Origin of the sequence: Corynebacterium silvaticum (genome assembly GCF_002162115.2) — a bacterium.
GTDB classification, from domain to species: Bacteria; Actinomycetota; Actinomycetes; order Mycobacteriales; family Mycobacteriaceae; genus Corynebacterium; species Corynebacterium silvaticum.
Genome location: NZ_CP021417.2, coordinates 126,618 through 141,059, shown reverse-complemented (window position 1 = coordinate 141,059; position 14,442 = coordinate 126,618). Strand labels below are relative to the sequence as shown.

Here is a 14,442-nt window from a genome sequence, read left to right as displayed (position 1 = left end):
CACCGGCAAGAATATCAACGGTATTTCTTAAAGCTCTCAAGAGCGTGTGACACACTGTTCTCTATGATCATTCGTGCCCGCAACGCAGATTCCCAACCGCCGAAAGACGACTCGGAAGCGCCGCACACCTCCGCTGCAGCCAGCGACCCATTTCCGGTGATGCTCAAGCACCCGGATAAGGCCAACCCACGGGACAAAAGCTACGACTTTGACTACACTCCCGACATCCAAGATGGCCCGCGCACGCTGCTCGGAATAGCCGCCGCGATCCTGGGAGGTGGGCTCTTTACCTTCATCTCCTGGTTCATACTCAAGCAGGTCAATCTCCCAGCATTCGGGCCTTCCCTGGTCACGCGCGCTCTAGCCACTGTCTGCACGCTTCTGGTTGTCTTTGCGGTCACGGCCCTCCTGATCGGGTGGGTCCATTATGAGAAGACAAACCAAGAACGGCCTCGCTGGCTGACCTGGCTTACCTATGTTGTAACCTACCTATCTCCAGCTGGTCTGGTGGTGGCTTCCCTCGGAATACCGCTCTCCCCGACCAAGCTCTATCTCGATGGCCTGACCGTGGACCAGGTTTTCCGCACCCAATACATGACGCGGCTTACAGACTCCTGGCACCTCACCGATATGAACTACATCGACCTGCCAGCGTATTACCCCGGCGCGTGGTTCTGGTTCGGCGGTAGATTAGGAGCACTCCTCGGCTTGCCCGGTTGGGAAGTATTTCAACCGTATTCGCTGATCTCCCTCGGCGTGGCCGGCTGTGTCCTCGTGCCGGTGTGGCAGCGTATCGTCGGCAGCTTGCCCGTAGCCACCGGCATCGCTTTAGTAACCACCACCGTTGCACTCGTCATGTGTGCAGAAGAGCCCTACGCCTGCGTTATCGCAATGGGCATACCAGCCGCGGTTATTATCGGCCGTCGTGCCTTGTCGGGACGCAAAAGCGCCATTCTTGCGATCATTTTCTACCTGGGTGTTTCCGCATCCATGTACACCCTCTACACCGCGATTATCGCCCTGAGCTTGGTCTCCATCACCGGTGTCATTTCCGCATTGATCCTGCGCTCGTGGAAGCCTATCGGACGCATCGTCATTATCGGCGTTTCTTCCATGGCCATCGCCGCTATCGCGTGGGGCCCGTACTTTACGTTCCTCTTAAGCGGCAAACACACCTCGGGCGCCACCGCCTCCCACTTCCTTCCCGTTGAGGGCACGGAAATTCCGCTGCCTATGTTTGCCGCCAGCATTGTAGGAATCCTCTGCATGCTAGGCCTGATCTATCTCCTTGCTCGAGCGGCAGATCCGGATATCAACTCACTAGGCGTTGCTATCGTCGTTGCTTATATCTGGGTCATCGCATCCATGGCCGTCACGCTCACAGGATCAACTCTCCTTGGCTTCCGGTTGGACCCCGTTATCACGATCCTCCTAGCCACCGCAGGCGTACTGGCTATAGCGGACTTCCGCCTCGTGGGAATCCACCGCCTCTACCCGGTCCAGTTCTCTCCCAGCACTTCACGGCAGATCACGATGGTCATTGCTATCGTGGTCGCTCTTGCCGGCATCAAATATGCGCAGGATATCCCCGCTAAGAACACGCACTCCATCGACCACGCTTATTCCAGCACAGATGGAAACGGCGAGCGGGCAGACCGCTATCCTGCAGATGCCACGCAATACTATGCAAGTATCGACGAAATCCTGAGGGAAAAAGGCTCAATTCCCAGTGAGACTGTGGTCCTCACGGATGAGATGAACTTCATGGCTTACTACCCCTACCGCGGTTTCCAGGCGTTTACCTCACACTATGCAAACCCTCTCGGCGAGTTCAACGAGCGGAATAAAACGATAGAACAGTGGGCGATGGACAGCTGGCAGCAGCTCAAGGACCCACAGGCCTTCGACCGCGCGTTGCAGTCCACTCCGTGGAAAGCACCCGAGGCGTTTATTTTCCGCGCCGATGCCACGGCAGAAAACTCACGTGGCTGGAACTTTGACCTTGCGGAAGACATCTACCCCAATAACCCCAATGTTCGTTTCCGCGGAGTGAAAATCAACCCTGAGGTCTTCACCGGCGAAGGCACCCCCTGGAAGGTCAATCAGGTAGGACCATTTGTGGTGGTGACCCGTGGATAAGCATGACGTAGACTCGAATTCCGTGTCTAGTTCAGTTTCGCAGAATCCAGTGAGAACGCTAAAACTTTTGGCGGTTTTATCTGGTGTGCTCGGCTTCTTATTCTTCCTTTTGACGCCGTTTATGCCAGTCAATCAGGTGCAGTCATCCCTGTCCTGGCCGCAGAATGGAAACCTCAACAGCGTGAATGCGCCGTTGATGAGCTATTCCCCACAGGAATTTAACGCGACTATTCCGATTAGCGCTTCTGAAAAACTCCGCCCGGGACAAAGCCTCATCGTAGGAACTCTGCCTGAGGACAGCGAAGATGCCGCAGCTCGTGGCCTCTTTGTGCGTTCTTCTGACAGCGGAATCCAGATCACATCCCGCGGCGAGCTGGTCTTTGAGCTTACTGCGGATGAACTTAAAAAACTGCCTGCCGACGCCACGATCACCGTCTCCTCCACCAAGGATGCGACCACCGCTTCCGTCGGTGAGCACAGCGGCTCTATATATGAAGACAAGCGCCCGCAACTCACAGGCCTGTATTCCGAACTCGAATCTCAGGCTGCGGGCGCTCTCAGCAGCGCGGGGCTTAAAGTCGACGTAGAGATTAACTCTCGCTTTACCACCTCCCCCACCACCGCAAAGTATGCAGCTATGTGGCTGGGCGGGATCATGACCGTGATTGCTCTTGTCTGCTTGGGTCTGCTAGATCTGCAAGACAACAAAAAGGTGCGTTTCCTCCAACAAGGCGCGTGGCGCCCTCGCGGACTCGACGCCATCGTCGTTGCAATCCTGGGCTTCTGGTATTTCATCGGCGCTAACACCTCCGATGACGGCTTCATCCTCGCCATGGGCCGAATTGCGGCACACGCTGATTATATGGCCAATTATTACCGTTGGTTTGGCGTTCCGGAATCACCATTCGGCGCACCATACTATGATCTCCTAGGTCTCATGTCGCATGTCTCCACGTCTTCTATCTGGATGCGACTGCCTTCCCTGATCTCTGGTCTTATCGTGTGGTTCGCGCTTTCCCGCGAGGTTCTCCCGCGTCTGGGAGAAAAAATTGCTGGACGACGCGTCTCTCAATGGACCATGGCCTTTGTATTCCTTGCCTTCTGGCTGGCGTACAACAACGGCCTGCGTCCAGAACCGATCATCGCTGCTGTCACTCTGCTCACATGGCTTTCCTTCGAGGTCGCCATCAAGACTGAACGCCTCCTCCCGGCTGCCGTGGGAACGCTTCTTGCAGCTTTCACCCTCGCTTGCGGCCCTACTGGTCTCATGGCTGTGGCCTGCTTGCTGGCTGGTTTGTCGTACCTGATCCGCATCATCTACCGCAGAATCCCGCTCCTGGGAGGCAAACCTGCCTTCAGCATCGCTGCCATGGTCGCACCTTTTGCTGCCGCCGGCACTGCGGTGTTGGTTGCTGTTTTCGGCGACCAAACCCTGATGAACGTCTTCGAGTCCATTCATGTCCGCTCGGAGACGGGACCGTCGTTAATCTGGTACAACGAATTCGCGCGTTATCAGGTGCTCATGCAGCAGACCGTAGACGGTTCTTTTGCCAGAAGGGTCGGTGTCTTCTTCACCTTCGTCTCAGTCGCTCTCGTTATCACCTCAATCCTGCGAAACGGGAAGGTCCCCGGCAGCAACAAGGGACCGGTTTTCCGCCTGCTCCTCGTCATGGTCGGAACGCTGTTCTTCATGATGTTCACGCCTACCAAGTGGACTCACCACTTCGGCGTATGGGCTGGTATCGCAGCGGCTCTCGCTGGCGTTGGCGCGGTCGCACTCTCGCACATGGCGTTGCGTTCTCCGCGATCACGCACCCTGCTCACGGGCGGAATACTCTTCGTGTTTGCCTTCGCGCTCTCCGGCACAAACGGTTGGTGGTACACGTCTAGCTACAGCGTGCCGTGGTGGGATAAGACGATTCAGATCCATGAGATCGAAGCTTCTACCGTGATGCTGCTTATTTCACTCATCGTGTTGGCCATCGGCGTTTTGCAGTCTTTTAAAAAGGACGTGGCAGAAGAACGCGGCGAGGCTCCTGCGGATTTCCGCAAACAGCGCTTTGAAGGCCTGGCGGCTGCTCCGATTGCGATACTCAGCATCCTCGCCGTGGCGTTCTCTATGGCGTCCCTAGGTAAAGGATTCATTTCGCAGTATCCTGCCTATTCTGTCGGCTTAGGCAACCTGCGCGCGGCTGCGGGCAATACGTGCAACCTTGCTAACGACGTCCTCGTGGAATCAAACACCAACGAGTCCTTCCTCCAGCCACTGCACAGCACTCTGGGTGAGTCACTCACTTTTGGTAAGAATCGAGCATTCGACCCCAACCACATTTCCTCCGAGGCTTACACGGAAGAAAGCAAGTCTTCCTCCAGTACCGCCGGAACCGCCAACAGCACGGATACCGCCGATACCAACACCGAGGGCAAAGAACATCGCGCAGCTGTGGGTGTCAACGGCTCTACCGCACAACTCCCCTTTAATCTGGATTACACGCGCGTGCCCGTTCTTGGCTCCTGGACCAGCGGCGAACAGCACTATGCCGAGGCAGTCTCGGATTGGTACAAGCTACCGGAACGCAGCGACTCTGCCCCTATCATCGCGGTTTCTGCTGCCGGAAGCATCGAGCACCTCGACCTAGATGGAATCAAAAAAGAGGGACAGAAGCTGCTCATTGAGTACGGCACCGCCTCAGGTGGCAAGGTCGAAATGCTCGGAGAAAAGCAGCTGATTGACATCGGCCCCGAGCTTAAATGGCGCAACCTGCGACTTCCGCTTTCGGAGCTTCCTGCGGAGGCCAACGTTATCCGTATCCATGCAACGGATGGCAACCTCAGTCCCGATGAGTGGCTAGCGTTTACGCCGCCACGTGTGCCCACGCTTGAGACGCTTAGCGACGTCTACACCGCAAATACCCCAGGATTGCTCGACTGGGCAGTACCGCTACAGTTCCCCTGCCAGCGCACCTTTAACCACTATGCAGGTGTGGCGGAGATTCCTCAGTTCCGTATTTCCGCCGATGCAGACGGCCGCGCTTCTGGCGCTTCCTTCCAGGATTACTTCGGTGGTGGCGTGACCGGAATCGCGGAAGCGGTGAACTACAACTACCAGCTTCCGAGCTACTCCAAGAACGACTGGCAGCGCGATTGGGGTTCCATCGAGGTGTACCACCCTCGCCCCAACTCACAGGGCAAGGAACCTGATCTGGCTACCATCAACACAGAGAAAGTAACACGATCAGGACTGTGGTACCCCGGCCCGATGAATATCAACACTGACCACTAGTGCGTTTTTAGCCATTCCTTGGCTATCAGCGCGCTAGGCAGCTGTTCTGTCACAGAACGCATATTGAGTTGAATCAAATCCTGGGTGGTGAGTTTCGCGTTCACCGCATTAAGTACTGCCACGGCATCTGCATCTAATGTCTTGCTGGCTAGTGGCACTACTCGTGAAGAAAGAAACTGGCCTTTGGGGTCCTTGAGACTCACCAGGTTATTTGCGGCAATAGATGGGTCTGCGCTGTAGATGATCGCCAATTGGATGTCGCCATCTTTGAGTGCTTTGACCGTTAGTGGGCCGCCGGAATCCTCGATGGGAGTAAAGGCGGCATCCACTCCGTACACGCTTTTGAGGCCTTTGGGCCCATTGGGACGGTCCTCTGCCTCGGAGTTAGCCCCCAGGGTTATGTTCTGGACCTTTCTAAGGTCCTGAATGGACTCCACACCATGTTCCTCGGAATATTCCTTAGTGACAACGTAGGAATCCTGGTCCGAGGCTTCTGCCTGGTTTAACACCTGCAACTTATCGGGAAGGGCGGATTGCAGTTCCGCATAGACGTCCTCTGGTAGCCAGGCCGTGGTGTCTGGCTTCCAATACTGCAGCAACGGGCCTGAGTATTCAGGAAATACATCTATGCTCCCGTTTTCTACCTCAGCCATATAAACTTCCCGCTGCCCGATCTGGAATTGGCGGTCTACTTTATGCCCTGCTTTTTCCAAGGCCTGCGCATAGATCTCAGCGATGACTTCGTTGGAATAATATGCCTGAGACCCAACAACGATCCCGCTGTAATCTCGGCCACCTTCAATGGATTCGATAGAGCCGCAAGCCGTTAGGCACATCGCGACTCCCAGTACTGCAATGCGTTTATTCATCGTTCCTCACTTGGCTTACTAGCGTTAATGGCGAGGGCATGCGGATCACGCCGAGGTCAGCTGTGGCATCCCTGTGGCATCTGATCCACAGATAGATAACAAGAGGATAGAGGCATACTGACACCACGACCACGTTGATGATAGCGGCGAGGTTTCCGTCCCAGGTCAGGTTCCAACAGAAATGGAAAACAAAGGCCACTAGCAACGCAACGCCTGCTACCTGAAAACGGCGTACCCGATCCCAACCATACGTAAACACGGCCAGGCCAATGCCGTATCCGGCTATTGCGGTGAAGAAAACGTGGAGCCCAGGGCCAGCAATGCTCCGTAGTCCCCAAGACACTAGCGCTCCAGGTGCATCAGAGTTTGCGTCGGACATTCCCCCAATAACCCCATACATCAGGTTTTCAAAGACTTCGAAGCCTAGGCCGACTATGCCACCGGTGACAAAGCCATGCCACGGGCGACTGAGCTTGGAGAAGGTAAACAGAATGAGAAGAACGCCGAGCGCTTTGGAAATCTCCTCCGGATACGCCCCGCCAAAGGAAGCGCTCACGGTCTTCCAACCCAGCTTGTCCGTCAAGTCAATAATAGGCTGCGCCGAGGCCATGACCAGGGCAAAGGAAGAACATGCGCCCCATCCGAGGGAGGTCAAATACCACTTCCAGCCAGCTTTAGGCCACATGGGGGATACTCGAAATATCAGGGTTCCCACTACCAGGTATGCAGCTCCGCACAGCAGGCCTACAGCCGATCCGCTGGGAGAGAGCAAGACATAAACCCCCAAAAAGAAGAGAGACACCGGAGTTGATATCCCGATAATCGCCCACATCACCCAAGAAATAGACGCTGGATGGGCAGCTGGTTTTACAGGGCCTACCAAAGCGCTCACGCGGCTACTCCCTTATAGTTCTGAAAATTGTTCACAATAAGTTGCACGGCGTTGTCCACGTCCGGTCCTTCCACAAGGACAAACAGAGTTTTTTGTTCACCGTCGTCCCCTTGTACAGCCAGGCTTAGTCCGATTTGGTCTTTAGGCCCTTCGATCATCCTGATATTTCCCTCACGGAATATCTCTGCGTTTTCCGGCAACGAGCTCAATGCGTTAAAACGCATCATCCTTCTCAGCGTGTGGTCTTGGTCTGTGCTGCCTTCCACCACCATCGAATTAATTTTGGTGCCTTCGCAATTCCATTGGGGCTGAAACAAGTCAGACATTTCTTCTCTGCATTGCAGGTGTGCGCCGTCTTCTAGCAACACCGGAAGTTCAATGCTCTCTGCCTCTCCTAGGGTCACGTTTTTCAGTTTGAAGTCAATGCTGGGAACAACGGCATTGAGCACGGCGGGGAGGGCAAGAAGCAGAGTGACTAGTGCAGCGACGAGCCACCAGGATTTTGCCGACATCGCAGGCCGGAACTGGAAGTAAGACATACTGTTCAAACTACCTTCTTCATCGAACATTCGATATATCCTGGGGACCATGACTTCTCAGCAACTTGTAATGAAAGACTTGTACCGCTTTGTTAATGGCGAATGGCTCGACACCCACGTCATCCCCGAGGACCGGGGCGTGGATGGAACATTTCATGGCTTGCGCGACCAGGCGGAGAGCGATGTCCACGAGTTGGTGAAATCTTCTCGCTCACGGGCAGGTAAACTTTATGCTTCTTTCATGGACGTCCCCGGAATTGAATCCGTGGGTATATCTGCTATCGACGAGGATTTGGACCTCCTAGAAACAAGCGACCTGGCTACTGCATTAGGAACGCTGGATCGCCTCGGCGTCGGCGGTCCCGTGAGTTTCTGGATAGCCAAGGATTCCGCTGGTAGCGATGCCGTAGCTTACATTGTGCAGTCGGGGCTTGGACTCCCTGATGAAGCTTATTATCGGGAGCACCCAGAGGTGCTCAAGGCTTACACGTCCCACGTCGCCACGATGCTGGGCTTCCTCGATCCACAGCGGCTCGGTGGTTTATCCGCCGAGGAGGCAGCAGATCGCATCGTTGCTTTAGAAAAGGACATCGCTCAGGGGCACTGGGATGTGGTGAGCACTCGCGATGCGCTAAAAACCTTTAACCCAACTGAGTTTTCCGAGATTCCGGAGAACGTCGCAACGCTCCTGCGTGCGGCAGGACTCCCTGAATCCCGCGTGATCGTGATGATGCCCTCCTACTTGGAGCACATCAACACCCTCCTCTCCCAGCGTATCGACGATTGGAAGCTGCTTACTACCTGGCATATCCTCCACGCTCGCGCAGGAGTTCTCACCCCCGAAATCTCGCGCGCAGACTTCGCTTTCTTTGGCACCACCCTTTCTGGTGCAACCGAACAGCGCGACCGCTGGAAGCGTGCCGTGGGACTTGCGGAAAGCTTTGTGGGTGAAGAAATTGGTCAGCTCTTTGTCCAAGAGCACTTCCCGGCCTCCTCCAAAAAAGACATGGCGATTTTAGTGGACTACCTCATCGCCGCATACCGGGAACGCATTCAGAATCTTCAGTGGATGACTCCGGTAACCCGCAAGCGCGCGCTGGAAAAGCTAGAGAAATTCAACGCTAAGATCGGTTATCCCGACACATGGCGTGACTATGGCGATCTAGATTTCTCCGAATCTGGCCAAGACTTGCTGCGCAACGTCCGCGCCGGTTCCGCTTTTGCCCACGACTACGAGCTCTCCAAGCTGGGCAAACCCGCAGATCGCTCCGAGTGGGTCACCACTCCACAAACCGTCAACGCTTTTTATAATCCGGTAGTCAACGACATCACTTTCCCCGCCGCCATCTTGCGAGCACCGTTCTATTCCGAGGCAAACGCCGCCGAAAACTTTGGCGCGATCGGCGCAGTCATCGGCCATGAAATTGGCCACGGTTTTGACGACCAAGGCAGCCAATACGACGGCGATGGCAACCTGAACTCCTGGTGGACAGAGGAAGACCGCGAGGCATTCACACGGCTCACCTCGCAGCTTGTCGAGCAATTCCATGGACTCGTCCCTTCTGTTCTCAAGGAATCCGCTGGCGTTAACGGCAGATTCACTCTCGGAGAAAACATCGGAGATCTCGGCGGCCTAGGCATTGCCGTGGTGGCTTATCAACGCTATGCAGCTGACCAGGGAGAAGAGCCCTACCTCCAACGCCTCTTCCTATCCTGGGCCCGCATCTGGCGCACGGCGATCCGCCCCGAGCTAGCGGAACAATACCTAGCCATAGACCCACATTCACCAGCGGAGTTCCGCTGCAACGTCATCGCAGGCAATATCGCCGAGTTCTATCAGGCCTTTGACGTGCCAGAAGATTCCCCTATGTGGATCGCACCAGAAAAACGCGTCGCGATCTGGTAATCCCGGCTTACCATGGGCCGCATGGATGATTTTGAAGTCGGCGGTAAAGATCGGAAACTGACACCCGAACAGCAATTGGAGCAGCTTTCCACATACATAGCGGCCCATTATGAACGCCCTGCGATGAATCCTCCATGGTCGGACTCTCCCTCTGACCCCCATGTTCTGGACACTTACGACGCCCGCCTCGCCGACCGAATCACCCATGCTTCCATGCTGATGCTTGGTTCCGCACTGGATCACACCACGCCGGGCGTCGCTTTTAGCGACGGTGTGACCACCGAAGACATACCCAACGCTCAGATCATCCGTCCCGCACACCCAACCGGAGTGTGGGGTATTTCACTCCACCCTGGCGGTTGGTGGAAAGGTTCGGGAGTCGCCTTGGAGAACTCCTGGCGCCCCGAGGTCGCAGCCGTGGCCAATCTCTCCGGCATCACATTCCTCGACCTCGACTACCCGCTCCTCCCAGAACACTCACTCTCCGAGGTAATCGCCGCGGTGCGTCACGCTGCCCAGTGGGTACGCAGCATGAACCCGCCGCGTCTCGTGGCTTGGGGATATTCCTCGGGAGCCGCATTAGCCGCTCTCACCAGCGATTTATGGGATGCGCAAGCCCTCACGTTTCCGCATTTAGCCCTCGATCATCTCCCCGCCCACCTACGCGACGCAGAATTCCCGCAAACTTTCCCACCCACCTTCTTGCAGGTGGCCACTCAGGATTCCGTCGCGGACCGCTACCCGTGGGCAGAGGCTCAATCCACCGTCAAGGAATACGTCTCTGAGCACCGAGTCGCTACTCCGGAAGTTATGCGCGAAAGGGTGAAAGACGTAGCAAATTTCCTAAATTAAAAACACATAAATTTTTCTTCGTTCTGTATTACCTTTAGTCACCTACTACCAAAGGACAAAAATGACTGGAGTTGAATATCTATACTGGGAGTTTTTTGGAACAACCATCCTGCTCTTGATGGGTAATGGCATCTGCGCGCTGGTGACCCTCCGTACATCAGCGGGGCGCAATGCAGGATGGCTGGCCATAGCATTTGGCTGGGGTTTGGCCGTCTTTGCAGGCGCCAGCATCGCCGACCCATCCGGTGGACACCTAAACCCTGCAGTAACACTCATGCTTGCCACCAAAGGCAGCGTCGCATGGAACCTGCTCCCTTGGTACTTCGCAGGCCAACTACTCGGCGGCATCTTCGGCGCATTCCTCTGCTGGGCAGCCTTTAAGCAGCTTTTCGACGCTAACAACTACGACGAAGACGGAAACCCAGGTGGCAACAAAACCACTGGCGGCATCTTCTTTACCAACCCGGCGCATCCGAATAATTTCTGGAACGCAGTCACCGAATTCATTGCAACCTTCGTGCTTCTAGCCTTTATTGCATTCGGTCCCTCCGGAGACGTTGGCCCACTCAAATACTTCGCCGTTGCATTCATCGTGGTTTCCATCGGCCTCTCCCTCGGCTCCCCCACCGCATATGCCATCAACCCGGCACGTGATCTCGGGCCACGCATAGCGTACGCATTCATCCTTCCAATCAAAGACAAAGGCAGCGCAAACTGGTCTTATGCATGGGTTCCGATTGTCGCACCTATGCTTGCTGCCGTCGCCGCAGGCCTACTGTAAGGAGCAATCATGTACATAGCAGCCATCGATCAAGGCACTACTTCAACCCGCTGCATCATCTTTGACCATGACGGCAACCAAGTCTCCGTCGGCCAATACGAACACGAACAGATCTTCCCACAAAAGGGCTGGGTTGAGCACGATGCCACTGAAATCTGGGACAACACCCGCCGTGCAGTAGGCACCGCCCTAGCCGACAGCGATCTCTCCGCCAAGGACATAGCCGCGTTAGGCATCACCAACCAGCGCGAAACCACAGTAGTCTGGGACAAAAACACCGGCGAGCCCGTATACAACGCCATCGTGTGGCAAGACACTCGCACCACCGCAATCTGCAAAGAACTCGCTGGTGACAAAGGCGCCGACCGGTGGTACCGCAAGACCGGCCTCCTCATTAACTCTTATCCCGCCGGCCCCAAAATCAAATGGATCCTCGATAACGTCGACGGCGCCCGCGAACGCGCAGAAGCAGGCGAGCTGCTCTTTGGCACCATCGACACATGGCTCCTGTGGAACCTCACCGGCGGAGCCGACGGCGATGACGGTACACCAGCATTGCACGCAACCGACGTCACCAATGCTTCCCGCACCCTCCTCATGGACATTGAAAAACTTGAATGGGACAAGGACCTCTGCAAAGCCATGGACATCCCCATGGAAATGCTCCCGGAAATACGCCCCTCGGTTGGCGACTTCCACCAGGTCCGTGAGCGCGGATCCCTCTCTGGCGTGCCCATCCGATCAATGCTTGGCGACCAACAAGCCGCCATGTTCGGCCAAGGTTGCTTCCGCCCAGGCGAAGCAAAAAATACCTACGGCACAGGCCTCTTCCTGCTCCTGAACACAGGAACCACCCCTAAATGGTCAGAAAATGGACTGCTCACCACGGTTGGTTTCCAAATCGAAGGCCAAAAGCCGGTTTACGCACTGGAAGGCTCTGTCGCGGTCGGAGGATCGCTAGTCCAGTGGCTGCGCGATAACCTCATGCTTGTCCCCAACTCTCCCATGATCGAAAACATGGCGCGCAGTGTTGAAGACAACGGCGGCGTCTATATCGTCCCAGCTTTCTCCGGGCTGTTCGCCCCATACTGGCGACAAGACGCCCGAGGAGTCATCGTCGGACTTACCCGCTTTGTCAACCGCAACCACCTGGCTCGCGCTGTTTTGGAAGCAACGGCATACCAGACCCGTGACGTTGCAGATGCTATGGTCGCCGACTCAGGTGTGGAGCTCACTGAGCTTCGTGTCGATGGAGGCATGACCTACAACGAACTCCTGATGCAGTTCCAAGCAGATATCCTCGGTGTTCCGGTCACCCGCCCTAAGAACGTGGAGACTACCGCTACTGGAGCAGCTTTCGCCGCAGGCTATTCTGTGGGTTACTGGGAGAATCTTGAATTCCTGACACAGCAAAAAGGCGATTTGCACGTCTGGAAACCCAAGATGAAGCAGGAAAAAGTCGACGAGCTCTACCACGATTGGAAGCGCGCAGTAAAGCGTTCCCTGAACTGGGAAGAAAACGTAGACGAGGTCTAGGCACTCTGGCGGATAGGTGTATCCGCCAGCCTTATCCGGTAACCCGCAGACTTGCGCCTACCTGGAGATTCATTTTCTTCTGGGGGAGCACCCGGTCTATAAAATTTTACGACCCCCGCTTCCCTCTCATAGTGCCCCACACCAAAACGAAAATCTCTTCTATCGTTGTTGCTCGTGTGGTGATGTCTGCATAATAGGGTTAAATTTTCAAGGTCCGTGCGCCTACCCTCAAACCACGCTACCAAGTGGTGAACGTCGCAATTAGAAGCGGGTTGTTCGCAATGAGGGTGCGAGCACACGGCCTCCCTAGCTACCAGCGCTAAACGTTGATAGACACTAGCTGTACGTTTACTTCTCCCTAGCTGCAGTGGAATCCCTTGTTGATCCATAAGACAAGCAAAGAGGTCTTCTCTGAGGCCTAGCATCAGCAGGTCTAGAGGAGAGAGTTCGACATCTGTGTTTGTGTAAAAACGAGTGGAAAAGTTAGCTTTTTCAAGTTCTTCCATGGTTGCAGACACAATAACAGTCCCTACGCCGCCATTGTGCTTTGCAATTATGGAAGAATTTTGAGCTAGGCATTGGTGGAAAACATCAACTCTTCGTTGCGCCCAGGTTCGCTTATCTTCTTCCGGAGCAACTGGTGATGCAGCACCTTTTCTCCTCGCAGGAGTGAGCAAAGATTTAAGCAAGGCCCCCGTGGCCGGCGGCAAATAACCACTCACGTATACCCCACCGTCTTTATCTGGTTTGCTTACGGTGAGTTTTCTTCTTTTAATCGCAGAATATGGGTCTGGGTCAGACTTACAGTTAAGCTCTTTCACACGATTTCTCATGTATTGCCCAAGGGCTTCCGCGCCCATGTCTTGCGCTTTCGCGATAAATTCCGCTCGTAAGTGATGGGCCCTTATCTCAGTGTTTTCTTTTAGGCTCCGCAGCTCTCGATCAATGCTCTTTAATTTTTCAACTTTTGTTCTCGCTGCGTCCGCCCGCAGATTGTCCTCTATGGGAAGGGCGAAAAGATTAATGCCTCTCGCGAGCCTTTCCCGAGCTTCCGATAGGGAAAGATCTAAACCATTAACAAGAAAATCGACGGACTTTTTACTCCCTACGAGTGCGCCTGCATTATTAATATGCGCGCAGTAGGCCACGAAAGCATCGCTATAGCCTTTAAAAGAGAAAGCTTGTTCTAATTTCACAAAGGAATCGACCACTTCAGAAAAGTTAATTTATTCCGGTTTGGTCAATAGTTCACGCAAAGAAGCAATATCGTCTGCGATTCGATCAATAGCTTCAGATATCTCTTGCATGACTTACCCCCTTGCCCAATTCCCTTCATTATAGAACATATTTTCTAAGACATGCAACCCCATCGAGACTTACTCATGGAAACCCTTTTCCCATTGTGCGCAATATTTTCTAAATCCCAGTGCTGAACAGCGCGATCAGCCACATGGCTACTCCCATCCGACCTCACTACCCTCCACCAAGCAGTCAGATGCCCAACCGTCGCCATAATCTTCCCGACTTGTCGCGGACCAGTACCTACGATTTCTGCAACATCTCCATAAGAAAGCACGTGGCCAACGGGTATTCCGTCGACCACGTCAAGGACTCTCGAACTGAGATCATCGAGCTCATGCATTTA

General features: G+C 54.8%; 11 protein-coding genes. 6 read left to right on the top strand and 5 right to left on the bottom strand.

Annotation, left to right across the window (positions count from 1 at the left end; all coding sequences use genetic code 11):
* Positions 1 to 63 precede the first annotated feature (63 nt).
* Entirely contained in the window at positions 64 to 2,139 is a 2,076-nt protein-coding gene (locus CBE74_RS11060) for a galactan 5-O-arabinofuranosyltransferase (protein WP_087453163.1), read from the top strand.
* Entirely contained in the window at positions 2,132 to 5,422 is a 3,291-nt protein-coding gene (locus tag CBE74_RS11005; RefSeq protein WP_087453162.1) for an arabinosyltransferase domain-containing protein, read from the top strand. Before CBE74_RS11060 ends, CBE74_RS11005 begins: the two co-directional genes overlap by 8 nt.
* Here the strand turns inward: CBE74_RS11005 and CBE74_RS10795 are convergent.
* The 3 genes from CBE74_RS10795 to CBE74_RS10770 are packed head-to-tail and all read right to left on the bottom strand — an operon-like array spanning position 5,419 to position 7,722.
* Positions 5,419 to 6,291: an ABC transporter substrate-binding protein gene (locus CBE74_RS10795; protein WP_087453161.1), complete on the bottom strand. Its 873-nt coding sequence runs from the start codon at positions 6,289 to 6,291 to the stop codon at positions 5,419 to 5,421. The two genes, CBE74_RS11005 and CBE74_RS10795, sit on opposite strands and share 4 nt — an antisense overlap.
* Positions 6,284 to 7,123, bottom strand: coding sequence for a PrsW family intramembrane metalloprotease (locus CBE74_RS10775; protein ID WP_225870227.1), 840 nt, complete (start codon positions 7,121 to 7,123; stop codon positions 6,284 to 6,286). Before CBE74_RS10775 ends, CBE74_RS10795 begins: the two co-directional genes overlap by 8 nt.
* Positions 7,124 to 7,179: 56 nt before the next feature.
* On the bottom strand, positions 7,180 to 7,722 hold the full coding sequence (locus tag CBE74_RS10770) for a hypothetical protein (protein WP_225870186.1): 543 nt from the start codon (positions 7,720 to 7,722) through the stop codon (positions 7,180 to 7,182).
* 49 nt (positions 7,723 to 7,771) lie between these two features.
* Between CBE74_RS10770 and CBE74_RS10720 the strand changes: the two genes are divergently transcribed.
* The 4 genes from CBE74_RS10720 to glpK all read left to right on the top strand — a co-directional run bounded on the left by CBE74_RS10720 (position 7,772) and on the right by glpK (position 12,797).
* Positions 7,772 to 9,628 (top strand): M13 family metallopeptidase, encoded by a 1,857-nt coding sequence (locus CBE74_RS10720; RefSeq protein ID WP_087453158.1) that lies wholly within the window; start codon positions 7,772 to 7,774, stop codon positions 9,626 to 9,628.
* A 12-nt stretch (positions 9,629 to 9,640) separates the two neighbouring features.
* The gene (locus tag CBE74_RS10530; RefSeq protein ID WP_087453157.1) at positions 9,641 to 10,480 is read left to right on the top strand and encodes an alpha/beta hydrolase; all 840 of its coding nucleotides are present in this window, start codon (positions 9,641 to 9,643) and stop codon (positions 10,478 to 10,480) included.
* A gap of 61 nt (positions 10,481 to 10,541) precedes the next feature.
* Positions 10,542 to 11,261 carry an MIP/aquaporin family protein gene (locus CBE74_RS10525; RefSeq protein WP_087453156.1) on the top strand — a complete coding sequence of 240 codons (720 nt, stop codon included), beginning with the start codon at positions 10,542 to 10,544 and terminating at the stop codon, positions 11,259 to 11,261.
* Positions 11,262 to 11,270: 9 nt separating this feature from the next.
* Positions 11,271 to 12,797 carry a glycerol kinase GlpK gene (gene glpK / locus CBE74_RS10490; RefSeq protein ID WP_087453155.1) on the top strand — a complete coding sequence of 509 codons (1,527 nt, stop codon included), beginning with the start codon at positions 11,271 to 11,273 and terminating at the stop codon, positions 12,795 to 12,797.
* On the opposite strand, the gene CBE74_RS10370 is transcribed toward glpK, so the two are convergent.
* Positions 12,794 to 14,008 carry an HNH endonuclease signature motif containing protein gene (locus CBE74_RS10370; RefSeq protein WP_259493877.1) on the bottom strand — a complete coding sequence of 405 codons (1,215 nt, stop codon included), beginning with the start codon at positions 14,006 to 14,008 and terminating at the stop codon, positions 12,794 to 12,796. The genes glpK and CBE74_RS10370 overlap by 4 nt on opposite strands.
* A gap of 140 nt (positions 14,009 to 14,148) precedes the next feature.
* Positions 14,149 to 14,439 (bottom strand): MGMT family protein, encoded by a 291-nt coding sequence (locus CBE74_RS10365; protein ID WP_087453153.1) that lies wholly within the window; start codon positions 14,437 to 14,439, stop codon positions 14,149 to 14,151.
* Positions 14,440 to 14,442: the final 3 nt, after the last annotated feature.

Coding starts and splice junctions, on each gene's coding strand:
- glpK (WP_087453155.1), top strand. CDS start 11,271: ATGTACATAGCAGCCATCGATCAAGGCACTACTTCAACCCGCTGCATC.
- CBE74_RS10365 (WP_087453153.1), bottom strand. CDS start 14,439: ATGCATGAGCTCGATGATCTCAGTTCGAGAGTCCTTGACGTGGTCGAC.
- CBE74_RS10775 (WP_225870227.1), bottom strand. CDS start 7,123: ATGTGGGCGATTATCGGGATATCAACTCCGGTGTCTCTCTTCTTTTTG.
- CBE74_RS11060 (WP_087453163.1), top strand. CDS start 64: ATGATCATTCGTGCCCGCAACGCAGATTCCCAACCGCCGAAAGACGAC.
- CBE74_RS10795 (WP_087453161.1), bottom strand. CDS start 6,291: ATGAATAAACGCATTGCAGTACTGGGAGTCGCGATGTGCCTAACGGCT.
- CBE74_RS10720 (WP_087453158.1), top strand. CDS start 7,772: ATGACTTCTCAGCAACTTGTAATGAAAGACTTGTACCGCTTTGTTAAT.
- CBE74_RS10770 (WP_225870186.1), bottom strand. CDS start 7,722: ATGTCTTACTTCCAGTTCCGGCCTGCGATGTCGGCAAAATCCTGGTGG.
- CBE74_RS10525 (WP_087453156.1), top strand. CDS start 10,542: ATGACTGGAGTTGAATATCTATACTGGGAGTTTTTTGGAACAACCATC.
- CBE74_RS10530 (WP_087453157.1), top strand. CDS start 9,641: ATGGGCCGCATGGATGATTTTGAAGTCGGCGGTAAAGATCGGAAACTG.